The 25,170-nt window shown below is 71.3% G+C and carries 23 protein-coding genes; 10 read left to right on the top strand and 13 right to left on the bottom strand.

The genetic code is table 11. The features are described from left to right. Positions 1–112 precede the first annotated feature (112 nt). The 5 genes from ACH65_RS16200 to rpsU all read right to left on the bottom strand — a co-directional run bounded on the left by ACH65_RS16200 (position 113) and on the right by rpsU (position 3,997). The gene (locus ACH65_RS16200; protein ID WP_049623661.1) at positions 113–733 is read right to left on the bottom strand and encodes a DedA family protein; all 621 of its coding nucleotides are present in this window, start codon (positions 731–733) and stop codon (positions 113–115) included. 285 nt (positions 734–1,018) lie between these two features. Continuing rightward, complete coding sequence (dnaG, locus tag ACH65_RS16195; protein ID WP_049623660.1) at positions 1,019–2,806, bottom strand: DNA primase; 1,788 nt, start codon at positions 2,804–2,806, stop codon at positions 1,019–1,021. Positions 2,807–2,855: 49 nt separating this feature from the next. Beyond that, positions 2,856–3,029, bottom strand: a complete 174-nt coding sequence (locus ACH65_RS19220; protein ID WP_049623659.1) for a DUF1328 domain-containing protein — start codon at positions 3,027–3,029, stop codon at positions 2,856–2,858. A gap of 134 nt (positions 3,030–3,163) precedes the next feature. After that, positions 3,164–3,610: a GatB/YqeY domain-containing protein gene (locus tag ACH65_RS16185; RefSeq protein ID WP_049623658.1), complete on the bottom strand. Its 447-nt coding sequence runs from the start codon at positions 3,608–3,610 to the stop codon at positions 3,164–3,166. A 171-nt stretch (positions 3,611–3,781) separates the two neighbouring features. Beyond that, on the bottom strand, positions 3,782–3,997 hold the full coding sequence (gene rpsU, locus ACH65_RS16180; protein ID WP_049623657.1) for a 30S ribosomal protein S21: 216 nt from the start codon (positions 3,995–3,997) through the stop codon (positions 3,782–3,784). A 55-nt stretch (positions 3,998–4,052) separates the two neighbouring features. On the opposite strand from rpsU, the gene tsaD reads away from it, so the two are divergent. The 7 genes from tsaD to ACH65_RS16145 all read left to right on the top strand — a co-directional run bounded on the left by tsaD (position 4,053) and on the right by ACH65_RS16145 (position 10,912). Beyond that, complete coding sequence (gene tsaD / locus ACH65_RS16175; RefSeq protein ID WP_237561548.1) at positions 4,053–5,105, top strand: tRNA (adenosine(37)-N6)-threonylcarbamoyltransferase complex transferase subunit TsaD; 1,053 nt, start codon at positions 4,053–4,055, stop codon at positions 5,103–5,105. A gap of 119 nt (positions 5,106–5,224) precedes the next feature. Beyond that, the gene (folB, locus tag ACH65_RS16170) at positions 5,225–5,587 is read left to right on the top strand and encodes a dihydroneopterin aldolase (protein ID WP_049623656.1); all 363 of its coding nucleotides are present in this window, start codon (positions 5,225–5,227) and stop codon (positions 5,585–5,587) included. Positions 5,588–5,668: 81 nt separating this feature from the next. Further along, positions 5,669–6,991: a mechanosensitive ion channel family protein gene (locus tag ACH65_RS16165; RefSeq protein WP_064504888.1), complete on the top strand. Its 1,323-nt coding sequence runs from the start codon at positions 5,669–5,671 to the stop codon at positions 6,989–6,991. Further along, the gene (gene folK, locus ACH65_RS16160) at positions 6,945–7,433 is read left to right on the top strand and encodes a 2-amino-4-hydroxy-6-hydroxymethyldihydropteridine diphosphokinase (protein ID WP_049623655.1); all 489 of its coding nucleotides are present in this window, start codon (positions 6,945–6,947) and stop codon (positions 7,431–7,433) included. Before ACH65_RS16165 ends, folK begins: the two co-directional genes overlap by 47 nt. A gap of 79 nt (positions 7,434–7,512) precedes the next feature. Next, a complete protein-coding gene (locus ACH65_RS16155; protein WP_049623654.1) occupies positions 7,513–8,361 on the top strand; it encodes a DUF6159 family protein in 849 nt (282 codons plus the stop codon). Between the two features lie 167 nt (positions 8,362–8,528). Then, entirely contained in the window at positions 8,529–9,974 is a 1,446-nt protein-coding gene (locus tag ACH65_RS16150) for a circularly permuted type 2 ATP-grasp protein (protein WP_049623653.1), read from the top strand. Continuing rightward, positions 9,974–10,912, top strand: a complete 939-nt coding sequence (locus tag ACH65_RS16145) for an alpha-E domain-containing protein (protein ID WP_049623652.1) — start codon at positions 9,974–9,976, stop codon at positions 10,910–10,912. The genes ACH65_RS16150 and ACH65_RS16145 overlap by 1 nt, the downstream gene beginning before the upstream one ends. Before the next feature lie 51 nt (positions 10,913–10,963). Here the strand turns inward: ACH65_RS16145 and ACH65_RS16140 are convergent, their stop codons facing one another. The 3 genes from ACH65_RS16140 to ACH65_RS16130 form a co-directional block, all read right to left on the bottom strand. Next, a complete protein-coding gene (locus ACH65_RS16140) occupies positions 10,964–11,791 on the bottom strand; it encodes a proteasome-type protease (RefSeq protein ID WP_049623651.1) in 828 nt (275 codons plus the stop codon). A 136-nt stretch (positions 11,792–11,927) separates the two neighbouring features. Then, positions 11,928–12,674: a pteridine reductase gene (locus ACH65_RS16135; protein ID WP_049623650.1), complete on the bottom strand. Its 747-nt coding sequence runs from the start codon at positions 12,672–12,674 to the stop codon at positions 11,928–11,930. Positions 12,675–12,729: 55 nt separating this feature from the next. Further along, entirely contained in the window at positions 12,730–13,428 is a 699-nt protein-coding gene (locus ACH65_RS16130; RefSeq protein WP_336884813.1) for a hypothetical protein, read from the bottom strand. 424 nt (positions 13,429–13,852) lie between these two features. On the opposite strand from ACH65_RS16130, the gene ACH65_RS16125 reads away from it, so the two are divergent. From ACH65_RS16125 to ACH65_RS16115, 3 genes are all read left to right on the top strand, one after another. Further along, on the top strand, positions 13,853–16,024 hold the full coding sequence (locus ACH65_RS16125) for a TonB-dependent receptor (protein ID WP_049623649.1): 2,172 nt from the start codon (positions 13,853–13,855) through the stop codon (positions 16,022–16,024). A 305-nt stretch (positions 16,025–16,329) separates the two neighbouring features. Continuing rightward, on the top strand, positions 16,330–17,523 hold the full coding sequence (locus ACH65_RS16120) for a class I SAM-dependent methyltransferase (RefSeq protein WP_049623648.1): 1,194 nt from the start codon (positions 16,330–16,332) through the stop codon (positions 17,521–17,523). Positions 17,524–17,525: 2 nt separating this feature from the next. Then, entirely contained in the window at positions 17,526–17,942 is a 417-nt protein-coding gene (locus ACH65_RS16115) for a VanZ family protein (protein ID WP_049623647.1), read from the top strand. Between the two features lie 185 nt (positions 17,943–18,127). On the opposite strand, the gene ACH65_RS16110 is transcribed toward ACH65_RS16115, so the two are convergent. From ACH65_RS16110 to ACH65_RS16090, 5 genes are all read right to left on the bottom strand, one after another. Then, a complete protein-coding gene (locus ACH65_RS16110) occupies positions 18,128–19,309 on the bottom strand; it encodes a hypothetical protein (RefSeq protein ID WP_153242645.1) in 1,182 nt (393 codons plus the stop codon). After that, positions 19,306–21,486 carry an LTA synthase family protein gene (locus ACH65_RS16105; protein WP_049623645.1) on the bottom strand — a complete coding sequence of 727 codons (2,181 nt, stop codon included), beginning with the start codon at positions 21,484–21,486 and terminating at the stop codon, positions 19,306–19,308. The genes ACH65_RS16110 and ACH65_RS16105 overlap by 4 nt, the downstream gene beginning before the upstream one ends. Before the next feature lie 59 nt (positions 21,487–21,545). Next, positions 21,546–22,766, bottom strand: coding sequence for a multifunctional CCA addition/repair protein (locus tag ACH65_RS16100; RefSeq protein ID WP_049623665.1), 1,221 nt, complete (start codon positions 22,764–22,766; stop codon positions 21,546–21,548). A gap of 296 nt (positions 22,767–23,062) precedes the next feature. Then, positions 23,063–24,001: a complex I NDUFA9 subunit family protein gene (locus ACH65_RS16095; protein WP_049623644.1), complete on the bottom strand. Its 939-nt coding sequence runs from the start codon at positions 23,999–24,001 to the stop codon at positions 23,063–23,065. Positions 24,002–24,029: 28 nt separating this feature from the next. Continuing rightward, on the bottom strand, positions 24,030–25,170 hold a 1,141-nt coding region (locus ACH65_RS16090; RefSeq protein ID WP_049623643.1), incomplete at its 5' end, for a lytic transglycosylase domain-containing protein.

Below are 25,170 nucleotides of genomic sequence, written 5' to 3'. Positions count from 1 at the left end.
TGGTGGAGGTTGCCGGCGTCAAGCTCGGGTGAGGGCTGCCGCCTGCGCAGGCATCGTGCGGGGGTGGGATCGCGCCTCGTCCCGGCGGGCCGCGGGCGCATGGGCGGCGGTCTTACTCTTCCGCCGTGCGCGCCGGCCGCCGGCGCCGCCACCACAGCAGCGTGGCGGCGAGCACGGCGAGGCCGCCGAGCACCCACAGGCTGCTCTGCCCGCGGCGGATCCAGGTCACCAGCCACTCGTGCCGGTTGGCGCCGAAGTAGCCGAGGTAGACCCAGAACGGCACGCTGATCAGCGCCGCCAGCCCGTCGAGCAGCACGAAGCGCGCGAATGACACCCGGTGCGTGGCGCCGGCGGTGATGTACACCGCCGTGCGCATGCCGGGCAGGAAGCGCGCGAAGAACATCAGGCGGTTGCCGTAGCGCTCGAATTTCTGCTGCACCATGGCGTAGCGCGCGGGCGGCAGCAGGCAGGCGATCAGCCGCCACTTGAGCATGCGCGCGCCGTAGTGGTGGCCGAGCAGGAACATGCCGGCGTCGCCGATCAGCACGCCGACCATGGTCACCGCGGCCATCACGTGCACGTTGCCGTAGCCCAGGCCGGTGATCACGCCGCCGGCGACCAGGGTGATGTCCTCCGGCAGCGGCGCGCCGGCGCCGCACAGCAGCAGCGCCACGAACACCGCAACGTAGCCGTTCTCGGCGAACAGCGTGACCAGTCGTTCGAGCAGCTCCATGCGGTCGCCTCAGCGCGGACGGACCGGCGACGGCGAGGCCGGGTGTCCGCGGAGCGGCGTCTGGCTGCGGTGCTGTAGCGACATGGACCTCATTCCTTCTCTTGCCCGCGGGCGCCGGTGGCCGGCGCGACGGCCCGCGCCGGGTGCGGGACGGCATGCCCGAAGCGCGACATCATCCCACACGCGGACGCATGGTTGGGCCGCGGCGGCGGTGCGCGCCGCGCGCGAAGGCCGCTGCAACGCAGCATCGGAAGCCGGATCGGGCGGCGTTCTCCATGCCGGGGATCAGCCTTCTTCGGCCGCGGCCTTGACCACGCGGGCGGCCAGCAGCTCGCGCAGTTCGGCCTTCTCGGCGCTGTCCAGCGGGCCCGTGCGGCTCTTGGCGGTCAGCGCGTCGCGGCGCTGGTCGATGGCCTGCTGCACCATGCGCGCCAGCGCGTCGAAGAATTCCACGCGCTGCGTCTCCGGCTCGCCCACCACGGTGGCCGCCAGCAGCTTCTGCAGGGCGGCGTATTCGGGGCGCTCGGCGAAGTGCTCCACCAGCGACATGGCGTGGACGCCCGGGCGCGCGCGGGCGAGGTCGATCAGCTCGGCCAGCAGGCCGACGCCGGGCTTGTCCAGGCGCAGGAAGGCGTAGGGCCGCTCTACCTGCTCGGCGAGGCCGGGCTGGGCCAGCAGCAGGGCGATGGCGCTGCGCACCAGGCTGCGCTGCACGGCGACCGGGCGCTGCGCGGCGGGCCGCGCGGCCGGGGCCGGCTCGAACACCGCGCGCGCGCCGCTGCGTCGCTCCAGCTCCTGCGCCATCAGGTCGCGGAAGGCGCCGTCGGGCAGCTTGGCGATCAGCGGCCGGGCGCGCTCGGCGAGGCGGGCGCGGCCATCGAGGCTGGCGGTGTCCACGTCGCGGGCCAGCTCGCCGAAGAAATACTCCGACAGCGGCGTGGCGGCCTTCAGGCGCTTCTCGAAGCCTTCCTTGCCCTCCTGGCGCACCAGCGTGTCCGGGTCTTCGCCCTCGGGCAGGAACAGGAAGTACGCCTGGCGCCCGTCGCGCAGGCGCGGCAGCGCCGATTCCAGCGCCTTCCACGCCGCGGCGCGGCCGGCGCGGTCGCCGTCGAAGCAGAACACCACGTCGGGCGCGGCGCGGAACAGCACCTCGGTGTGCTCGGGCGTGGTGGCGGTGCCCAGGGTGGCCACCGCGATCGGCAGCCCGGCCTGGTGCAGCGCGATCACGTCCATGTAGCCCTCGACCACCACGATGCGCGCGAGGTTGCTGTTGGCCTGCTTCACCTGCCACAGCGCGAACAGCTCGCGGCCCTTGTGGAACAGCGGCGTCTCGGGCGAGTTGAGGTACTTCGGCCCATCGCCTTTGCGCGCGTCCTGCACGCGAGAATCAAGAGGCGGCGATCCATCGCCGCGTTGCTCGATGATTCTTCCTCCAAAGGCGATGACCCTGCCGCGGCGGTCGAGGATGGGAAACATCAGCCGCTCGCGGAAGCGGTCGTACTTGCTGCCGCGCTCATTGCTGGCGACCATGCCGGCCTCGTTGAGCAGCTGCATGCGCCGCTCGCTGCCGCCGAGCGCGCGGATCACGCCGTCGTACCCGGCCGGCGCCCAGCCGAGGCGGAAGCGCGCGACGGTGTCCGCGTCCAGCCCGCGCTTGGCGCAGTAGTCCTGGGCCTCAGGGCTCCTGGGCAGCTGCTCCTGGTACCAGCGCGCGGTGGCGTCGAGCAGGGCGTAGAGGTCGGTCTTGTCCTCGCGCGGGCGGTCGTCGCCGCCCTCGCGCGGCACCTTGAGGCCCACCGACTGCGCCAGTTCCTCCACCGCGTCCGGGAATTCCAGCCGCTCGTAGTCCATCAGGAACTTGATCGCGCTGCCGTGCGCGCCGCAGCCGAAGCAGTGGAAGAACTGCTTGGCGGGGCTGACGTAGAAGGAGGGCGTGCGCTCGTTGTGGAACGGGCAGCACGCGGTCCACTCGCGGCCGGCTTTTTTCAGCGGCACGCGCCGCTCGATCACGTCGACGATGTCGACGCGGGCGAGCAGTTCGTCGATGAAGCTGTCGGGGATGCGGCCGCGCATAGGCCGCCTAGTCTAGCCGTTCGGCGGCCGCCGGACCCTGCGGCGCGCGCTATGTCGCGGCGTGGAACACGCCGATCACCGCCAGCAGCGCGATCAGGAACAGGATCACGAAGATCGCGAACAGCACCTTGGCGATGGTGGCGGTGACGCCGGACAGGGTGCCGAAGCCCAGCCAGCCGGACACCAGCGAGACGATGGCGAAGATGATGGCCCACTTGAGCATGCGGCCCTCCTCCCGTGGCGGATCGCATCGCGGGGATGCCCGCACCGCACGGTGTAGACGGACGCGCGTGAACGCGGCGCCACGGCGCCGCCCATCGCGTCTTCACGCGCCGCGCGGGCGGCGCGTGGCGGGGCTCAGCCGGCGAGGCGGGCCTTGATGCGGGCGGAGGCCTGGGCCATGTCGGCGCGGCCGGCGGCCTTGGCCTTCACCGCGGCCACCACCTTGCCCATATCGCGCGCCGAACTGGCGCCGGTCTCGGCGATGGCGGCCTCGATCAGCGCATCCACCTCGGCCTCGTCGAGCTTGGCCGGCAGGTAGGCCTCGATCACCGTCATCTCGGCGCGCTCGACCTCGGCCAGGTCCTCGCGGCCGGCGGCCTCGTACTGGCCGACGGAGTCCTTGCGCTGCTTGAGCATCTTCTCCAGCACGGCGAGGATCTGCGCGTCGTCCAGTTCGACGCGCTCGTCCACTTCGCGCTGCTTGACCGCGGCCAGGATCAGCCGGATCACGCCCAGGCGGTGCTTGTCGCCGCCGCGCATGGCGGTTTTCATGTCTTCGGTGAGCTGCTGCTTGAGGGACATGGCGGATCTCCGGAAACGCACGAAGCCAGCGTTGCGCGGGGCAACGCCGGCCAGTGCTGGACGATGGGGGCTACGGCTGCGGAAGAAGACTCGCGCCGGATCACCCCTCCGAGCTTGCGGCGGCGCCGGGCGGCGCGCGACCGGCTGTCCGCGCGAAGCGGACGGCGGGGCTCAGTACAGGCGGGTCTGGCGCGCGGTTTCGCGCGACAGGCGACGCAGGTGGCGCTTCACCGCGGCGGCGCGCTTGCGCTTGCGCTCCTGGGTCGGCTTTTCATAGAACTCGCGCTTGCGGGTCTCGGCAAGCACGCCGGCCTTCTCGCAGGTGCGCTTGAAACGGCGCAGAGCAAGCTCGAACGGCTCGTTCTCGCGAACTTTAACGTTAGGCATGGAAACTCCGGGTGGTAAACTGGCCCGCGAAACCGGGCGAGCCGTGAAGTATAGCGTGGACAACCAGCAATTTTCAAAGCCGGTGCTCGGCATCGAGACCTCCTGCGACGAAACGGGCGTGGCGCTGCTGCGCTGGGAGCCCGCTGCGCCCGGCCGCGGCCTGCTGGCGCACACCCTCTACAGCCAGATCAAGCTGCATGCCGACTACGGCGGTGTGGTGCCGGAACTGGCCAGCCGCGACCACGTGAGGAAGCTGCTGCCGCTGGTGCGCGAGGCCCTGGCCGAGGCCGGCCTCACCCCGGCGGACCTGGGCGGCGTAGCTTACACCGCCGGGCCGGGCCTGGTCGGCGCGCTGCTGGTGGGCGCCGCCGCGGCGCGGGCGATGGCCTGGGCGTTGGGCGTGCCGGCGATCGGCGTGCACCACATGGAGGGCCACCTGCTGGCGCCGCTGCTGGAGGACGACCCGCCGGCGCCGCCGTTCGTGGCGCTCCTGGTCTCCGGCGGCCATTCGATGCTGGTGGAGGTGGCCGCGATCGGCGACTACCGCATCCTCGGCGACACCCTGGACGACGCCGCCGGCGAGGCCTTCGACAAGACCGCCAAGCTGCTCGGCCTGCCGTATCCCGGCGGCCCCGCCCTGGCCGCGTTGGCCGGGCAGGGGCGGCATGGCGCGTTCCGCTTCGCCCGGCCGATGACCGACCGGCCGGGGCTGGATTTCAGCTTCTCCGGCCTCAAGACCCAGGTGCTGCTGGCCTGGCAGCAGTCCGACCGCCGCGAGCAGACCCGCGCCGACATCGCGCTGGCCTTCGAGGAGGCGGTGGTCGACACGCTGCTGATCAAGTGCCGCCGCGCGCTGGCGACCACCGGCGCCCGGCGGCTGGTGATCGCCGGCGGCGTCGGCGCCAACCGGCGGCTGCGCGAGGAGCTGGCGAAGGCGGGCCAGCAGGACGGCTTCAGCACCTACTTCCCGCGCCTGGCCTTCTGCACCGACAACGGCGCGATGATCGCGCTGGCCGGCGCGATCCGCCTCGCCGCGGGCCAGCACCAGGGCGAGGCGGTGCAGGTGTTCCCCCGCTGGGACCTGGAAACCCTGCCCCCCGCAGACTGAGCCTCGCGGCTGCTGGCGCGCGCCTTGCGCGCGACCGCCTGCGCCGCGGCAACGCCGTTACGCCGCGGTCGCACGCAAGGCGCGCCTACAGGACGGATGCCATCCGTTACCCTATCGCCATGGACATCGTTTTCATCGAAGACCTGCGCATCGACGCCGTGATCGGCATCTACGACTGGGAGCGGCGCGTGCGCCAGACACTGTCGCTGGACATCGAGATGGCCTTCGACAACAGCGTGCCCGCCGCCAGCGACGACATCGCCCACACGCTGGACTACAAGGCGGTATCCAAGCGCCTGATCGCCTACGTGGGCGAGTCGAGCTTCGGCCTGGTGGAGACGCTGGCCGAGCGCTGCGCCGCGATCATCCGCGAGGAATTCGACGTGGCCTGGGTGCGGCTCAAGCTCTCCAAGCCCGGCGCGGTGCGCGGCGCGCGCGCCGTGGGCGTGCGCATCGAGCGGGGCGTGCGTCCCGCCGGCTAGGCCCGCTTCTTTCGTCATCGTTCGACGCGCGGCGCGCCCGCGCGCCGTCTTCGTGTTCATCGAGTCACCGCAAGCTTTCGCATGAAAATCCTGCACGATCTCTGGCAAGACCCCGCCGCGCGCGAACTGATCGGCCTGCTGGCCCTGCTGCTGACGGCCTGGGTGGCCAGCGCGCTGGCCCGCTTCCTGCTGTTCCGCGTGCTGCACCGGTTGGCCGAGCGCACCAGTTGGCACTGGGACGACGCGCTGTTCGAGCACGGCGTATTCCGCTGGGTGGCACGCATGGCGCCGCTGCTGGTGATCGAGCTGGGCATCGGCATGGTCGGCGGCCTGCCGGCGGTGGCCGTGGCGCTGGTCGGCCACGCCGCGCTGGGCGCGATCGTGTTCTGCGCGGCGATGGCGGCCAGCGCCCTGGTGTCGGCGGCGGCGGCGGCCTACCAGCGCCTCGAACAGGGCCAGCGCCATCCGGTGAAGGGCCTGGCGCAGCTGGCCAAGCTGGTGGTGTTCGTGATCGCCGGGCTGGTGTTGATCGGCGTGCTCACCGACAAGAACATCGGCCTGCTGCTGTCGGGGCTGGGCGCGATGTCGGCGGTGCTGATCCTGGTGTTCAAGGACACCCTGCTCGGCCTGGTCGCCGGCCTGCAGCTCGCCTCCAACGACATGCTGCGCGTGGGCGACCGCATCACCATGCCGGCGGCGGGCGCCGACGGCCACGTGGTGGACATCACCCTGTACACGGTGAAGGTGCGCAACTTCGACAACACCATCGTCACCATCCCCACCTGGCGCATGGTGGCCGACAGCTACCAGAACTGGCGCGGCATGGTCGAGTCCGGCGGCCGGCGCATCAAGCGCGCGCTGTGGCTGGACGCGAGCCGCGTGCACTTCCTGGACGAGGCGGCGCTGGTGCGCCTTCGCCGGCTGCACCTGCTGCACGATCCGCTGGCGGGCGTCGATGCGCAGCTCGGGCGGCGCAACGACGCGCCGGGCGAAGCCGGCGCGCCGGCGGCCAGCCGCCTGACCAACCTCGGCGCCTTCCGCGCCTACGCCCGCGCATACGCCTGGCAGCACCCGGCCATCCATCGCGGCATGACCTGCCTGGTGCGCCAGCTGGAAGCCCAAGGGCAGGGCGTGCCGCTGGAGCTGTGGTGCTTCACCACCGCCACCGCCTTCGAGGCGTACGAGGCGGTGCAGGCGGAGATCTTCGACCATCTGATCGCGATCCTGCCCGAGTTCGGCCTGCGGCTGTTCCAGCAGCCCACCGGCCGGGACGTGCGCGTTTCCGACCTGCGCGTGTCGCTGGCCGCCCCGCACGAGGGCGGGCACAATGGCCGGCCCCTTATCGACCACCACGACGATGGCGCGCGTCTACCTGAGCCTGGGCTCGAATCTCGAACCGCATAAGCACCTGCGCGCCGCGCTGGCGGAACTGCGCGCGCGCTTCGGCGCGCTCGACGTCTCGCCCGCCTACCGCAGCCGCGCGGTGGGCTTCGACGGGCCGGACTTCGTCAACCTCGCGGTGGGCCTGGACACGGAGCTGGAGCCGCAGCCGCTCAACGACTGGCTACACGCGCTGGAGGACCGCCACGGCCGCCGCCGCGACGTGCCGCGCTACGCCGACCGCACGCTCGACGTGGACATCGTGCTCTACGGCGAGCGCGTGATCGACGGCCCCGGCCACCTCAACATCCCGCGCGGGGAACTCCGGCACGCCTTCGTGCTCAAGCCGCTGGCCGATATCGCCCCCGCCGTGCGCCACCCGGTGAGCGGCGCCACCATGGCCGCGCTGTGGGCGGCGTTCCCCGCCGAGCGCGAGCCGCTGGTGCCCGAGCCGCTGGCCCCCTAGCCGCTGGCCTCCTGGCCGGATGGCGCCGCGTTCCGGCGGATGCTAAAACAGCGCCTTCCGGGGCATGGGGAGAAAGGGCATGGCTGGCAAGTTTTCCCGTAGTTGGGCGTTGCTGAAGGCGAGCGCGGCGGTGCTGCGCGAGGAGCCGGCGCTGCTGGTGTTTCCGCTGCTGTCCGGCGTGTGCCTGCTGTTGCTGGCGGCGAGCTTCCTGGTCCCGGTGGCGATGATCGCGCTGGCCGGCGAGCACGCGGGCCGGCACGGCCTCGCGCCGAGCGGCTACGCGCTGATGTTCGGCTTCTACCTGGTGCAGTACTTCGTGATCGTGTTCTTCAACACCGCTCTGGTCGACTGCGCGCTGCGGCGCCTGCGCGGCGAGCCGGCGCGCCTGGCCGCAGGCTTCGCGGTGGCGCGCTCGCGCTGGGTCGGCCTGCTCGGCTATGCGCTGATCGCGGCCACGGTGGGCATGTTCCTGCGTGCCTTGCAGGAACGGCTGGGCCTGCTCGGCCGGCTGGCGGCGGGCCTGCTGGGCCTGGCCTGGACCGTGGCCACCTTCCTGGTGGTGCCGGTGCTGGCCAGCCAGGACATCGGCCCCATCGACGCCATCCGGCGCAGCGTGGAGCTGCTCAAGCGCAGCTGGGGCGAGAACCTGATCGGCAACCTCGGCCTCGGCGCGGTGTTCGGCGTGGTGGGTTTCCTGTTCGCCCTGCTGGCGGCGGGCCTGATCGTCGGCGCCGAGATGGCGCAGTCGACGGTGGCGCTGGTGACGGCGGTGGGGCTGGCGGTGCTGGCGTTCGTGCTGCTTGGCCTGGTGCAGGCCTCGCTGCAGGGCATCTACGCGGCTGCGCTGTATCGCTACGCGACGGACGGCGAGGTCGGCGCCGGCTTCGACCGCGCGTTGCTGGAGCAGGCATTCCGTCCCAAAGGGTAAAGCCTCGATCCAGCTCCAGTGCGCGGCACGGGACGTCGGCGGCCCGGGATGCCGCATGGCCTTGACGGCCTTCCGGCGCCAGTGCATGTTGCGATGCACAGGGGTCGCCGCGGCTGCCTGGGAGCGCCATGCCGGCGCCGGTGGCCGGGCATGGCACGAGGGCAGGCATGGATTGGACGCGGTATCGATCGTCGACATGGGATGAGCTGGTCGGCTCTGACGGCCAACCCCGTCCGGCAGCGCGTCCGCTGATCGAATACCTGTCCGGCCTGAGCCGGCGCGAGCTGGCCGAGCGGCAGCTCGCTGCCGACGTCACCGCCCGCGTCATGGGTATCACCTTCACCGTCTACAGCGAAGGGCGCAACGTGGATCGCACGCTGCCCTTCGACCTGATCCCGCGGGTGATCGAGCGGCGCGAGTGGGAGCGCACCGCGGCCGGCCTGCGCCAGCGCATCCAGGCGCTCAACCTGTTCATCGGCGACATCTACGGCAAGCAGAAGATCGTCAAGGACAAGGTGTTCCCGCGCGCCCTGCTGAAGGAGTCGGTGAACTTCCGCCAGCAGTGCGTGGGCGTGACGCCGCCGCTCGGCGTGTGGGCGCACATCTGCGGCTCGGACCTGGTGCGTGACGGCGACGGCACGCTCTACGCGCTGGAGGACAACCTGCGCATCCCCAGCGGCGTGTCGTACATGATCGAGAACCGCATGGTGGCCAAGCGCGTGTTCCCGGAACTGTTCGAGACCAGCGCGATCCGCCCGGTGGACGACTACCCGGCGCAGCTCTACGACACCCTCGCGGCGCTCAGCCCGCGCCCCGGCGACACCCCGGTGATCGCGCTGCTCACGCCCGGCATCTACAACAGCGCCTACTTCGAGCACTGCTTCCTGGCCCAGAGCATGGGCATCGAGCTGGTCGAGGGCGGCGACCTGTTCGTGGGCGACGACGACGTCTGCTACATGCGCACCGTGTACGGCCCCAAGCGCGTGGACGTGATCTACCGCCGCGTGGACGACAGCTTCCTCGACCCGGAGGTGTTCCAGCCCGAATCGGTGCTGGGCGTGCGCGGGCTGATCCGGTGCTGGCGCGCCGGCAACGTGGCGCTGGCCAACGCGCCGGGCGCGGGCGTGGCCGACGACAAGGTGGTGTTCACCTTCGTGCCCAAGATGATCAAGTACTACCTCGGCGAGGAGCCGATCCTGCCCAACGTGCCGAGCTACCTGTGCCACGACGCCAAGGAGCGCGCCTACGTGCTCGACCATCTGCACGAGCTGGTGGTGAAGCCGGCCAACGAGTCGGGCGGCTACGGCATGCTGATCGGCCCCCGCTCCACCAAGCGCCAGCGCGAGCAGTTCCGCGCGCTGATCGAGGCCAACCCGCGCAACTACATGGCGCAGCCCACGCTGTCGCTGTCCACCGCGCCGATCCTGGGCGAGAAGGCCCCCGAGGCGCGCCACCTCGACCTGCGCCCGTTCATCCTCTCGCGCGAGGACGTCTACGTGACCACCGGCGGCCTCACCCGCGTGGCGATGAAGAAGAACTCGCTGGTGGTCAATTCCTCGCAGGGCGGCGGCGCCAAGGACACCTGGGTGGTGGACCTCGAGGAGGGCGCCTGATGCTTTCGCGCGTGGCCGACAATCTCTACTGGTTCAGCCGCTACGTGCGCCGCGCCGAGAACGTGGCGCGGCTGGTCGAGGTGGGCAGCCAGCTGCAGCTGGACCTGCCGCGCGCGGCGCGCTTCGCCTGGCGCCCGCTGGTCGACACGCTGGGCGCGGGCGAGGAGTTCGACCGCTGGCACGGCGAGGGCGCCACGCCCAGCGAGGCGGAGGTGGTGCGCTTCATGCTGGTGGAGCCGGACAACCCGCTGTCGCTGCGCGGCGTGGTGGGCAACGCGCGCGAGATCCTGCGCACCGTGCGCGAGACGATGCCGCAGGACTGCTGGGTCGCCATCAATGACCTGCACCTGTACATCGAGGCCGGCGCCGAGCGCGCCGGCAGCCGGCGCCACCGGCACGAGTTCCTCGCCCGCGTGATCGACAGCTGCCTGCGCGTGTCGGCCCTGCTCAGCACCAACGTCAGCCGCGATATCGGCTACCAGTTCCTGCGCCTGGGCGCGGCGATCGAGCAGGCCGACATGACCTCGCGCATCATCGACGCGGCGGCCGCCGGCCTGATCCAGCCGCGCGCGGCCGAGGACGTGGAAGCCTTCCGCGCCATGCAGTGGATGAGCGTGCTGCAGTCGCTGGCCGCCTACCAGATGTACCGCCGCCACCTGCGCCAGCGGGTGAGCGTGGAGCTCGCGCTGCAATTCCTGCTCAAGGACCGCGAGTTCCCCCGCAGCGTGCTGTTCTGCCTCGCCCGCATCCAGGCCATCCTGCCGCAGATGCCGCCGCGCCGGCCGGTGCAGCAGGCCTTCCGGCGCTCGCTGGGGCTGGTGTTCGACGCCGACCCCGCCAAGCTGGCGGCGAGCGGCCCGTGCGATTTCATGGACCGTCTGCAGGTGGAACTGGCCGCGCTGCACGGGGCCATCCACGAGTCGTATTTCGTCGGCTGATCGGCCTGCCGGCGGTCTTGGGGCGCCGGCGCGGGACGTGCACTACGAGGGTTATTGCTGCTGCTGCGCCGCCTGGCTCGCCGTCACGTCGTCGTGCGGCACCATGCGGCGCTGGGCCTGGGCCGGGGCGGGCGCGGGGGCGTTGTCGGCCTTCTCCCACGGGAAGCGCGGCAGGCTGCGCACGGCGGCTTCGAGCTTGCTCGACCAGTTGTCGCGGATCTCCACGTACAGCGGCGTGTCGGCGTCGAGGCGGATGCGCTCGTCGATCTTCAGCGCGCCCTCGCGCAGCAGCGCCAGGTCGATCGGCAGGCCCACCGAGACGTTGGAGCGGATGGTGGAGTCCAGCGACACCAGCGCGCAGCGCGAGGCGTCCTCCAGCGTGGTGTCGTGGCGGATGATGCGGTCGAGGATGGGCTTGCCGTACTTGGACTCGCCGATTTGCAGGTAGGGCGTTTCCGGCGAGGTGGCGATGCAGTTGCCGAGCGGGTAGATCAGGAACAGGCCAGGTGGCTCGCCGGCGATCTGGCCGCCGAGGATCAGCGTGGATTCCACGCTCACCCCGTTCTGCTGCGCGTTGCCCGACACCTGCGCCTGTGCGGCCACCAGCGCCTGGCCGACATACTCGGCCACCTCGAACAGGTGCCGCGGCGTGCGCAGGCTGGTATGCGCGTTGTCGGTGAGGTCGCGCTGCAGGCGCGCGAGCACGGCCTGGGTGGTGCCCAGGTTGCCCGCCGACATCAGGACGAAGCTGCGCTCGCCGGGAAACTCGAACACGTGCATCTTGGCGTGCACGCGCACGTCGTCGAACGACGCACTGGTGCGCGTGTCGGAGGCGAAAACCAGGCCTTCTTCGACCTGGATTCCGACGCAGTAGGTCATGGGGAGGCCCGCGCTTCGAGGTTGCCGGCATTGTAGAGGGCGCGCTCGCGCCGATGCCAGCGCGAGCGGCAAGGCATCCTGCCGCGCCATCGCCGCAAACCGCCGTGCGGCGCGCGCTGCCGGCGGATGAACGGCGTCACACCGACAGCGTGCGGCCGCCGTCCACGCGCAGGATCTGGCCGGTGACGTAGGGGGCGTCGCGCAACAGCCACAGCACGGCGCCGGCCACGTCCTCCGGTTCCCCGGCGCGCGCGAGCGGCGTGCGCGCCAGCAGCGCCTGCTGGTCGGTGTAGGGCTTGCCGTCGCTGGGCCACAGCACGGCGCCCGGCGCCACGCCGTTGACGCGCACGGCGGGGGCGAGGTCGAGCGCCAGCGAGCGCGTCATGGCCGCCAGCGCGGCCTTGGCCATGCAGTAGATCGGGTGGCCGGCCAGCGGCCGCTCGGCGTAGATGTCCACCAGGTTCACGATGCCGCCGCGCGCCTCGCGCAGCGCGGGCGTGGCCGCCTGGGCGAGGAAGAACGGCGCCTGCGCGTTGGAGGCGAACAGCTCCTGCCACTGCGCCGGCGTGGCGCTGCCGACGGGCGTGGGGTAGAAGGCCGAGGCGTTGTTGACCAGCGCGTCGAGCCGGCCGTAGCGGGCCAGCACCGTCCCCACCAGCGCGGGCAGGCGTTCGAGTTCGGCCAGCTCGGCCTGCACGGTCAGCGCGCTGCCGGGGCGGGCGGCTTCGAATTCGGCGGCGAGCGCGTTCGCTTCCTCCGCGGTGCGGCGGTAGTGCAGGGCGAGGTCGTAGCCGGCCCCGTGCAGGCGCCGCGCGATGGTCGCGCCGACGCGCTTGCCGGCGCCGGTGATCAGCGCGACGGGGCGGGGATGGCGGGTCGGCATGCGCGGGCTCCGAGGGTGGGGATCGGGCGAGCTTGCCGCAAAGCGGCCGGGCGCGTCAGCCGCGGGGCGCGGTGCCGTTGCCGTTGACGCGGCGCGCGGGAATCGCCCGCGAGAGCGGCGCGGCTTCGTCCGCATGCGCCTCGCGGGCGATCTCGCCCTCGAACAGGGCGATCGCGGTGTCGGCCACGCGGCGGGTGTCGTAGTACGCATAGGCGCCCACGCCCACCGCGCCCACCACCGGCAGCCAGCGCGTGACGCCCTTGCCCAGCGCGCGCTGGGAGACGTGCACGCCGATGCGCTGCGCCACCCGCCGCAGCGCCGTGGCCGACATCTGGCGGAACAGCAGGCGGTCGCCCATGCGCACCACCAGGTCGCGGAAGGCCTGCGCGGCGGTGTGGCGGAACAGGCACCACAGCATCTGCTCGCGCCCCAGCTCCGCGTGGCGGCCGTAGGCGGCGGCGATGTCGCTGACCAGCTGCGCCTGGATGCGCCAGATCGCCACCAGCTCCGGCAGCAGGGTGAGCCAGCCGACCGGCCCTGGCGGCAGCGCCAGCGAGCCGGCGGTGAGCGCGGCCCGCTGCGCCGCGCGCTGGGCAAGGCGGCGCGCGGCGTCGGCGGGCGCCTGGCTGCTGCCGACCTCGCTGGGCGGGATCTGGCTGACGAAATCGAGGATGGCGCGGGTCACCGGGTTGGGGTCCGGGGCGACCACGGCGGGCAGGTGACGGTTGTCGCCGGTCATGGAGTCGTCGGTCACGGTGGGGCTCCTTGGGGTTGCGGCTTCGGCGCCCTGCATGGCGCCAGCGCGACCGGGCCAGTCTAGGCGCCGGCGATGAAGGCCAAGCGAATGCCATCATGATCCGCTCCCGCTCCCGCTCCCGCTCCCGCTCCCGCTCCCGCTCCCGCTCCCGCCTCCGCCTCCGCCTCCGCCTCCGCCTCCGCCTCCGCCTCCGCCTCCCGCCTCCCGCCTCCCGCCTCCCGCCTTCCCCCGATTCCCGATTCCCGATTCCCGATTCCCGATTCCCGGTTCCCCGGTTCCCCGGTTTCCGCCACCAGCAAGAACTTTCGTCGCCGGGCATGACTTTCTACCTATGCGCCGGCCGGCCCGGCGTCCAACAATGGCTAGAACGTTATAACGTAACGATCACGCTTTCTTTCCCCCGTCATTTCCCCCGGATCCCATGAAGCCCACCTTGCTCGCCCTCAGCCTCGTTGTGGCCTTGTCCGCCGCGCCCGCCTTCGCCGCCGACAGCCCGGCCGCCGCTTCCGCGCCGCCGCCGGTGGGCGCCGACGCCGACACCGGCACGCGCAACAAGCCCGCCTCGAAGGTGAAGAACCTCGGCACCGTGGACGTGAGCGCCGCACTGGACCAGGCGCGCAACAGCCTCTCGCCGGACACCGGCAGCAGCCAGTACGTGATCGACCAGAAGGCCATCGCGCAGCTGCCGCTGGGCGATTCCACACCGGTGAACCAGGTGCTGCTGCAGGCGCCGGGCGTGGTGCAGGATTCCTACGGCGGCCTGCACGTGCGCGGCGACCACGCCAACCTGCAGTACCGCGTCAACGGCGTGATCATCCCCGAGTCGATCTCCGGCTTCGGCCAGACACTGGACGCGCGCACCATCCAGAACGTGAAGCTGCTCGACGGCGCGCTGCCGGCGCAATACGGCCTGCGCACGGCGGCGGTGGTGGACATCACCACCAAGAGCGGCCACGACCTCGGCAACGGCGGCAGCGTGGGGATCACCGGCGGCCAGTTCGGCACGCTGAACCCCAACGCCTCGATCTGGGGTAGCAACGACCGCTGGAGCTACTTCCTCACCGCGAACTACCTGGAGAACGACGTCGGCATCGAGAACCCGACCGCCAGCCGCAAGCCGGTGCACGACCACACCAACCAGGTGAAGGGCTTCGGCGACATCTCCTACCTGATCGACAGCGACACCCGCCTGAGCTTCCTGTTCGGCGTCGCCAACAACCGCTTCGAGATCCCCAACAACCCGAACCAGAGCCCGCAGTTCGGCTACCTGGACACGGTGGACTTCAACTCCGCCGACCTCAACGAGCGCCAGCAGGAGAAGACCCGCTTCGGCGTGCTGGCGCTGCAGGGGCGCATGGGCGCGACCAACTACCAGGTGTCGGTGGGCCAGCGCTACACCAGCATCGGCTTCACGCCCGACCGGGTGGGCGACCTGATGTTCAACGGCGTGGCCTCGACGGTGGACCGCAGCAACCGCGCCAGCACCCTGCAGGCCGACTTCGCCACGCCGCTGGGCGACGAGCACACGCTGCGCTACGGCCTCTACGGCAGCTTCGAGCGGGCCTACAGCGGCAACGATGCCTGGGTGTTCCCGGCCGACGCGGACGGCAACCAGGCCAGCACCACGCCGCTCAACATCCAGGACAACAGCCGCATCACCGCCAAGACCTGGTCCGCCTACGTGCAGGACGAGTGGAGCATCGGCGACAAGTGGACGGTGAACTACGGCCTGCGCGGCGACCGCTACAGCGCGTCGCGCACGGAGAGCCAGCTGAGCCCGCGCGTGGGCGCGGTGTACCAGGCCACCGACAGCACCACGCTGCACGCCGGCTACTCGCGCTACTTCACCCCGCCGGCGACGGAGCAGATCACCAGCTCCAATATCGCCAAGTTCAATGGCACCACCAACCAGGTCTCCAACGACGGCAACACCATGCCGCTGTCGGAGCGTTCGGACTACTACGACCTCGGCATCTCGCAGAACTTCGGCTCGGCCTGGACGCTGAGCCTGGACACCTACTACCGCAAGGTGCGCCGCCTGCAGGACGAGGGCCAGTTCGGCGCCGCGCTGGTGTACTCCACCTTCAACTACGCCAAGGGCAACGTGCGCGGCACCGAGTTCACCGTGAACTACGACCAGGGCCCGCTGTCGGTCTACTTCAACCTGGCCTACAGCCGCGCGATGGGCGAACACGTCATCACCGGCCAGTACAACTTCGCGCCGGACGACCTGGCCTACCTCGAGCACCACTACATCCACCTGGACCACGACCAGAAGCTGGCTTCCTCCGGCGGCATCAGCTACGCCCTCGACGACGCCACCCGCGTGGGCGCCAATTACCTTTTCGGCAGCGGCTTGCGCAAGGACGGCGACGTGCCCAACGGCCTCTCGCTGCCGTACTACTTCCAGTTGAACCTCAGCGTGTCGCACGACTTCAACTTCGCCAGCACCGGCAAGCTGCACACCCAGCTCGCGCTGATCAACGCGCTGGACCGCAGCTACGAGCTGCGCGACGGCACCGGCATCGGCGTGGGCGCGCCGCAGTTCGGGCCGCGACGCGGGCTGTACCTGAGCCTGCAGAAGGATTTCTGAGCGGGCGCCCGAAGGGCCGGGGCGAGGGCGGACCCGCCCTCGCGATTTGCCAGTGCAGTCCTTCTCCCTCCGGGAGAAGGTGCCGGCAGGCGGATGAGGGTTCGGCCGGAGCGTAAGCATCACGCCGTCTATGGCCGGACCCTCGCCCCAATCTCTGATCTACCGACGGTAGAGGGGCTTCTGCGTGGCGCACCGGCAGCACAGGCCACGCCGCCGTCGGCCGGACGTACCACGTTGCCCGTGCAACGCCTCGTTCGCGCCCGCCGTGCGGCTATCCTTGGCGTTCCTCCAGACGCCAGAGCCTCATGCCTTCCCGCCTTCCCGCCCCCGGCGCCGACGAGCTGGCGCATTCCGAGCGACTGTTGCTGCAGCTGCGCGAGCTGATCGCGGCGCAGGGGGCGATCCCGTTCTCGCAGTACATGGAGCGCTGCCTGTACACGCCGGGGCTCGGCTACTACAGCGCCGGCACCACCAAGTTCGGCGCCGCCGGCGACTTTGTCACCGCGCCGGAACTCGGCGCGCTGTTCGCGCGCTGCGTGGCGCACGCGGTGGAGCCGGTGCTCGGCCTGCTCGGCGAGGGGGCGGATTTCCTCGAGCTGGGCGGTGGCAGCGGCGCCTTCGCCGAGCATGCGCTGGCGGCGTTTGCCGCGGCCGGCACGCTGCCGCGGCGGTATCTGATCCTCGAACCCAGCGCCGACCTGCGCGAGCGCCAGCGCGAGCGGCTGGCCGCGGCGCTGCCAGCCGGGCTGTACGGGCGCGTGCAATGGATCGATCGCCCGCCGGAGGAAGACTGGCAGGGCGTGCTGTTCGCCAACGAAGTGATCGACGCGCTGCCGGCCACGCGCTTCACCCTGCGCGGCGGCGAGGTCTACGAGGAATACGTGGCCCTCGACGGCGAAGGGCGGCTGCTGCGCCAGGATCGTCCCGCCGACGCGCTGGTGGCCGGCGCGGTGCGCCACGTCGAGCGCGACCTGGGCGAGGCCTTCGCCGACGGCTACCGTTCGGAGATCCTGCCCCAGCTGCCGTACTGGATGCAGGCGGTGGCCGGCGCGCTGCGCGCCGGCGTGATGCTGTTCGTCGACTACGGCTACGTGCGCCGCGAGTTCTACCTGCCCGAACGCGGCGACGGCACCTTGATGGCGCACTACCGTCACCACGCGCACGGCGATCCGTTCCACCTGCCCGGCCTCAACGACCTCACCGCCTCGGTCGATTTCACCGCGCTGGCCGAGGCCGGCAACAGCGCCGGCTTCGGCGTGGCAGCCTACTTGCCGCAGGCCCAGTTCCTGCTCGCCAGCGGCCTGCCGGCCCTGTTCGAGGCCGCCTACGCCGAAGCCGCCGACGAAGCGGCCCGCTACCGCCTGGCGCAGGAGGTGAGGCGGCTGACCTTGCCGGACCGCATGGGCGAGCGCTTCCAGGCCATGCTGTTCGCGCGCGGCATCGAGGCGCTGCCGCTGCCGGCCGAGTTGCTGGCTGCCGACCAGGGCGGGCGGCTTTGAGCGTGGGCGTCCAGACGTCTGGACGGCTGGACTGGCATCGGGTCTGGTTCGCCATCGGCGTGCTGCTGATGGCTTGGATCCTGTGGCAGGCGCTGCGCCCGGACCCGGCCGTGGCGCTGGCCTTCCCCTACGGTGACAAGCTGCTGCACGCGATCACCTTCACCTGCCTGATGGGCTGGTGGGGCAACGTCTACCGCACGCACCGCGGCCGCTTGGTAGCCGCGGCATGTTGCCTTGCCTACGGCATCGCCATCGAAGTGGCCCAGGGCTTCGACCCGCCGCGTGATGCCGACCCCCTCGACGTGCTCGCCGATGCGGCCGGCATCGCGCTCGCACTGATTTTTTTGCGCACGCCATTGGCCCGGGTGCTGGTCGGTATCGAGACCTTGCTGCGGCGTCGTAGCTCCGACCCAGGCTAGAAACGGGCGGCAGGCTCATAGCGTCGGCCTGCGCCAAGTCCATGCCTGGGTCACCATCGCCCAGGGGCTGAAGCGCATCTGCAGCACATGCGTGCCGGCGGGAACACATACCGCGCGGAACATGCCGTTGGCACGCAGTATGGGCTGTGGCGCGCCGTCGATAGTGGCCTGCCAGCCCGGAAAATCTAGTTCGCCGAAGACAAGCCACCCGTCCTCGCCGGACTGCGTGCGTAGCGTCCATTGAGTGGGCAGGTTGGCGAGCGGCTGTACTTGCACGTGACCTGTGCAATGGGTGGCCAGCCGTAGAACGGCGTATGCGTGCCGAACATATACAGGCAGGCCAGCAGTCCCGCCGCCCCCATGCCCAGCAACAGGCGTCGCTGCGAAGCTTCGCGCCATGCGTCGCGGAAACCGGCGAGCAACAGCAGCACGGGCATGGTGCCGATGTACAGGAAGCCTTCGACCAGGCTGGCCGGGCCCTCGTAGCTGCCATGCAGCGCGTGAGTGGCGTTGGGGATCAACAGGGTGAGGAAGGCGCGCCAGTCCATCGAGGCCGGCGTCGCCGCTGTCAGTGGCAGGCTGGCCCGGCCCGACAGGCTCATGAAGGCGAGGCTGAAAAGCAGCTGTGGTAGTGCGATGGCCAGCGCCGTCGTGGCGGCGACCGCGGAACCACCCAGCCAGCGCCAGCGTGCGGCGGTGTCGTAGCCGTGCCAATGGCGCACCGTGGCGATGACGGCATAGGCGAGCAGCATCAGAGTGAGCAGGTAGCTCAACTGCACCAGTTGCGTCGCCATGGCGCCGGCAGCCAGGCCGAGCACGAGGCCGCGCCGGATGCCCGGCTGTGCGATGTGCCGCATGAGTAGCCACCACACCAGCGGCGCATAGCCGTAAGCGAGCACGATCGGTACGTGCTCGAGCCGGGATGCGGCCACGCCGCCGGCCATGAACACCGTGGCCCCAACCAGGGCGCCGACGGCGTTCGCGCCGCGCCGGCGCAACAGTGCGAGCATTGCGCCGGCACCCATCAGCATATGCAGGAGCACGCCCCAGGTGAACCAGGTGGTGCCGGGCGACTCGCGCATCAGCATCCAGCCCATCAGCAGGGGCGAGAACAGCATCCCCTGTGGATCGGCGATTTGCGGATAGCCGGCGTAGACATAAGGATTCCACCACGGCGCAAGCCCCTGCCGCAGGCTGTGCGCGTTGAAGTAAACCGTCGGGTAGAACTGGTCGACGGCATCCCACGGCAGCACGCGGTGCCCACGCAGCAGCGGCAGATAGAGGGCGACCCACAGTAGGCACAGCGCGACGGCGAGCCGAACTGGCTCGCGCGCTGCCCAGGCTGCCAAACGTGGCGGAAGCGTCACCGCGTGACAGCGGTGACTGGAGTGGCGGTATTGCTCGTTGGGGCAGGGGCGGCGTCATGGGCGACCGGCGCGCCGTCGTCCGGCCGGCGCACCAGCTGGCCGTTCTTGAACAGGTAGGCGGCCACCTGGTAGTAGGCCGTGGCGTCGTCGAGCAGGGCGTGGTCGGCCGGGTGGGTGGGCACGGCGTCGCCGGTGGCGTAGTCGGGCTTGAACTGCTCGGGCTTGCGCTGGGGCTCGAGGATGCTGAGCAGGTCGTTCCGGAGGTAGCCGAGCTTCTCGTAGGTGGCCGGGAAGGCGCGCTCGCGGCCGGCTTCCAACTGGAAGATGTCGTAGCCGAAGAAGCGGCTGCGGTAGCTGAAGTTGAGCAGGCCGAGCAGGGTCGGCGGGATGTCGATCTGGCTCATCAGCGTGTCGACCTTGCGCGGGGCGATGTGCGCCGGCGCGTAGATCCACAGCGGGATGTGGTAGCGGTTGATCGGGATGCTGGCGCGGCCGGCGCTGGAGGCGTCGTGGTCGGCGGTGATCACGAACACGGTGTCGGCGAAGTACGGCTTGGCCTGCGCGCGTTTGATGAAATCGGCGATCGACCAGTCCGTGTAGGCCACTGCGCCGTCGCGAGAGCCCTGCGGGAAGTTCACGCGCCCGGCCGGGAAGGTGTAGGGGCGGTGGTTGGAGGTGGTCATGATGTGCAGGAAGAACGGCTTGCCCTGCGCATGCGCCTTGTCCATCTGGCCGAGCGCTAGCGTGTAGAGGTCTTCGTCGGCCACGCCCCACACGTTCTCGTGGTGGATGGTGGCGTCCTTGGGGATGTCCTTGCGGTCCACGGCGGTGTAGCCGTTGTGGCCGAAGAAGTAGTTCATGTTGTCGAAGTAGCCGTAGCCGCCGTAGACGAAGTCGGACTGGTAGCCGCGGTCGTTGAAGATGCCGGCCAGCGAGAACAGGTTCTCGTTGTGCTTCATCTTGATCACCGAATCGCCCGGCGTCGGCGGGATCGACAGCGACAGCGCCTCAAGCCCGCGCACGGTGCGCGTGCCGTTGGCGTAGACGCGGTCGAAGAACAGGCTCTTGTCGGCCAGCGCGTCGAGGTTGGGGGTGAGGTGCTGGCGGTTGCCGAAGGTGCCGAGGTAGTCGGCCGAGAGGCTCTCCACGCTGATCAGCACCACGTTGAGGTGTTGCTCGGGCCCCACGTGGCGGATCGCGCGGGTGAGGTCGCGCGGGTCGGCGCTCACGTAGGTCGCCTCGGGCGTCTTCAGCCGCTCGCGCACGCGGGCGAAGGCCTCCTCTTCCGGCAGCGTGCGGTAGAAGTGCGCGTAGTCGAGGTGGTTGCTGCGGAAGGCGGCGAAGAACTGGTACACGCCGTTGCCGGCCAGCTCGTTGACGAAGTTGTTGGCGGTGCGGTCCTTGATGGTGCCGTTCACCGCCACGACCGAGAGCACGGTGAGCACCAGCCAGGCCAGCGCCACGGCGCTGCGCTGGGCGAAGCGGCTGCCGCCGTCGCGGGCGCGCAGGCCGCCGCGGCTCAGCCACACCAGCACCACCGCCACCAGCGCGAGCAGGGCGAGCCAGGTGCCGATGGGGTAGGACTCGCGGATGTTGCCGATCACCTCGTTGGTGTAGACGAGGTAGTCCACCGCGATGAAGTTGAAGCGCACGCCGAACTCGTTCCAGAACACCAGCTCGGAGGCGGCCACGAACAAGAGGCCGAAGGCGTAGGCCAGGCCCAGGCCGTACAGCGTCCAGCGCCCGCTGCGGCGCTGGTAGGCCAGCGCGGGCAGCGGCAGCAGGTACAGGAACAGGATCGCCAGCGGCCAGATGTCGTGCGGCTGCGCGCGCCACAGCATGTACAGCGCGCCCCAGCAGGCCAGGTAGGCGGCGAGCAGCGCCAGCAGCCACAGCGCCCAGCGCGCGGGCGTGCGCAGCAGCGGCCGTTGCGTGGGCACCACCCACAGGAACAGCAGCAGCGGCCAGGCCACGTAGAGCAGGGCGATCAGGTCGAACACCGCGCCCACGCCGAAGGCGTACAGCCAGTACAGCGGGTTCGGCGCCACGCCGCGCCCGGTCATCGCCAGCAGCGCGATGCGCGTGACGGCGCCCAGCAGCAGGTAGCCGATGCCCAGCCACCATAGCGGGCGGAAGCGCTGCTTGAGCGGCGAGGGGGAAGCGAGGGACGGGGACATGCGCACTCCGGACTCGGAAAAGTGCCGCGCGCATCGGGCGCGGCCACAAAAGGTAGAGCTTACCGTGGGATGGCGGCGATCGCGGCGGTGCGCGCGCGTTCCAGCGCCGCGCCGACCGCCGGCCCCGCCAGGCCCTCGGCCACGAACGGCGCGGCGGTGACCGCGGCGGCGGCCTCGCGCGCGCGGCGCAGGTAGGCCGCCTGCGGGTAGGGCGCGTCCTCGTGGCCGGTGCGCCCGCGCGCGTCGGCCTCGCAGGCGGCGAGGAACACCTCCAGCCGCTCCGGCCGCCGCAGCGCGTCGAGCGAGGCGAGCAGCTTGAGCACGGTGGCGGGGCGCAGCTCGAAGGCGCGGTGCGCGTTGAGGTGCCCGCGGCATACCGCCTCGGCCAGCGCGGCGTGCTCGGTGGGCACCTTGAGCCGCGCGGCCAGCGCGCGCAGCGGCTTGACGCCGCGGCCCTCGTGGCCGATGTGCCGCGGCAGTTCATCGGCGGGCGTGAGCGCCTTGCCGAGGTCGTGGGTCAGCGCGCTGAAGCCCACCCGGTCGTCGCCGGGCGCGATCCGCGCGGCCATGTCCAGCACCAGTTCGATGTGCCGGCCGGTGTCGATCTCGGGGTGGTGTTCGGCGCGCTGCGGCACGCCGTAGAGCGCGTCCACCTCGGGGAACAGCACCGCCAGCGCGCCGCTCTCGCGCAATACGCGCAGGAAGGCGGAGGGCTGCGCCTCGCCCAGCGCGCGGCGCGTTTCCTGCCAGACCCGCTCGGGCACCAGGTGGTCCACCTCGCCCTCAGCCACCATCCGGCGCATCAGCGCCATGGTTTCTTCGGCCACGGTGAAGCCCAGCGGCGCGAAGCGGGCGGCGAAGCGCGCCACGCGCAGCAGGCGCACCGGGTCTTCCACGAAGGCGGGGGAGACGTGGCGCAGCACGCGCGCCTCGAGGTCGCGCGTGCCGCCGTAGGGGTCGACCAGCGCGCCGCGCTCGTCCTCGGCGATGGCGTTGATGGTGAGGTCGCGGCGGGCGAGGTCCTGCTCCAGCGTCACCGTGGGGTCGGTGGCGAACACGAAGCCGTGGTAGCCGCGGCCGCTCTTGCGCTCGGTGCGCGCCAGCGCGTATTCCTCGCCGGTGTCCGGGTGCAGGAAGACCGGGAAGTCCTTGCCCACGGGCCTGTAGCCCTCGGCCAGCATCGCCTCCGGCGTGGCGCCGACCACCACGTGGTCATGGTCGACCAGCGGCCGTCCGAGCAGCTTGTCGCGGACGGCGCCGCCGACGAGATAAGTACGCATGGCGTGCATTTTGCCATGTGAGCACGGCTGGCTTGCGCGCGGCTTTCCGGGGCGCCCTGCACGGTATCGCCGGCGCCATGGCCCGCACGCAAGGGAGGCGCATGTCAGCGTCGGCGGTGGCTGGGGGTCGCCCCTGGCCGAAACGAAGCCGCGTAGGAGCGCGCCTTGCGCGCGACCGGGGTGCCACGGCATCACCGCTGCGTAGGCTTGTCGCGCGCAAGGCGCGCTCCTACGCAAGGCGGCGGGGGGAGATCGCTAGGTTGTTTGATCCCGGCTTCCGGGCCGGGGCGGTACGGTCAGCGGCGCATCGCGCGCGAGCGGTCGAGGCGGCCCTGGCGCCCGGGGCCGCCGAGCAGGCGCGGCAGCCACGGCGTGAACGCCTGTGGCGCGATGCCGAGCGCGGCGTAGCCGTCCTGGCGGCCGACCGAGTCGGTGCGCAGGCTGAGGAAGTTGTCCGGCGAGAACGGCTTGCCGGGCAGCCACTGCGCCAGCTGCGCCTGCAACCGGCCCAGGCTGTCGGGCAGCGGCAGGATGCGCGTGCGTCGCCCGGCGGCGTCGCGGATCGCCTGCACGATCTCGCCGAGGGTGAGCACCTCGGGGCCGTACAGCTCGAAGCTGTGGCCCGTGCCGAGACTCGGGTTCGCCACGCAGCGCGCGTAGGCCTCGGCCACGTCGCCGACGTAGGTGGGCGCCATGCGCGAGCCCGCGCGCGCCAGCGGCAGCACCGGCATCCACCGCAGCAGCCTGGCGAAGCGGGTGACCAGGCCGTCGCCGGGGCCGAAGATCACGCTGGGCTGGTAGATGGTCCAGTCCAGGCCCGACTGGCGCACCAGCACCTCGGCCTCGCCGCGGGTCTTCAGGTACTGCGACAGGCCATGGCCGGCCTTGAGCGCGCTCATCTGGTGCAGCCGGCGCACGCCGTTGGCCCGGCAGGCCTCGATCAGGTTGCGCACCAGCTCTACGTGCACGCGCTGGAAGCTGTCCCGCCCGTGCGGGTTGAGGATGCCGACCAGGTTGATCGCCGCGTCGGCGCCGTGCAGCGCGCGCTTGAGCTCGTCCGGGTCGTGCACGTCGGCGTTGCGCAGGCTCACCTGCGGCAGCACCGCCAGCGTGCGGTGGCGCTCGCGGTTGCGCGTGAGCAGCAGGATGCGGTGGCCGTCGGCGGCCAGGCGGGACACCAGGCGGCTGCCGACGAAGCCGGTGCCGCCGAGGATGACGAGGCGTTGCGAGTTCATGTCCGACCCCTGTGCCGGAAGTGTTGTATCACGGTGCGCCGGCCGAGGCAGCCGCGGCAGGAACGCCGGCCGGGCACAGCACCGCCTTGCGTTCGGTATGGGTACCCGGCAGCGCGTAGGGCTGGCCGGGCGGGGGCATCCGCTGGGCCAGCGCCACCGCCTGGCCGGCCTCGCCGGAGAGGCGCCAGTCGTAGATCACGCTGAAGGCCATCACGCGCGCCACGTATTCGCGCGTCTCCTTGTACGGGATGCTGGCCACGAACAGGTCGGGCGGCAGGCTGCCGCGCGCGGCCAGCCACTCGTCCACCTTGTTGGGGCCGGCGTTGTAGGCGGCGCTGGCCAGCCACGGCGCGCCGCCGAAGCGCTCGGCCAGCTGGGCGAGGTAGCGGGTGCCGAGCTTGACGTTGACCTGCGGGTCGTAGAGCGAGTCGCCGCCGTTCCAGTCCAGCCCGTTGCGGCGGGCGACCAGCGCGGCGGTGCCGGGCAAGAGCTGCATCAGGCCGCGGGCGTCGGCGCCGGAGCGCGCGTCGCTGACCCATGCGCTCTCCGCGCGCAGGATGGCGTAGGCCCACGACGGATCGACGCCGGCCTGCCGCGCCTCGGGCACCACGCCGTCCTGGCTGGCGAGCGGAAAGCGCTGGGCGTAGTAGCGCAGCGCCTCGCCGCTGGTGTAGGTGAACACCGCGCGGTCGTACCAGCCGCGGCGGTAGGCCAGCTCGGCGGCCAGCTGCAGGGTGGCGGGATCGGCGTCCTGCAACGCCTGCGCCCACTCGCGGCGCGCCTGCCTGGGCAGGTCCACCGCGAACAGCTCGAAGGCGCGTTCCAGGCCGGGCCGGGCCAGCAGCGCCTGTTCGCGCGCCGGGTCGCCGGCGTAGTCGAGCGGGCAGATGGCGTAGTCGCGGCCGAGGCGGTCGGCGGCGAGGAAGCCGAAGTAGCTGGCCTCGCGGGCGAGGTTGGCGTAGAGCGCGCGGGCCTCGTCGGCGCGGCCGTCGGCCTCCAGTGCGCGGGCGCGGAAGTAGCGCCACTCGCCGTCGTCCTGCTGCTCGGCCGGCATGGCGGCGATGGCCGCCAGCACCTGCGGCCAGTCCTGCCGGGCCAGCGCCACGCGGGCGCGCCACTCGCGGCTGGTGGCGGTCTGCGCGGTGGCGGGCAGGGCGGCCAGGCGTTCC

The sequence above is a fragment of the Frateuria defendens genome (assembly GCF_001182895.1).
Classification (GTDB): domain Bacteria; phylum Pseudomonadota; class Gammaproteobacteria; order Xanthomonadales; family Rhodanobacteraceae; genus Frateuria_B; species Frateuria_B defendens.
The sequence above is the reverse complement of the archived record's forward strand: the minus strand, read 5'-3'. Positions and strand labels throughout refer to the sequence as shown.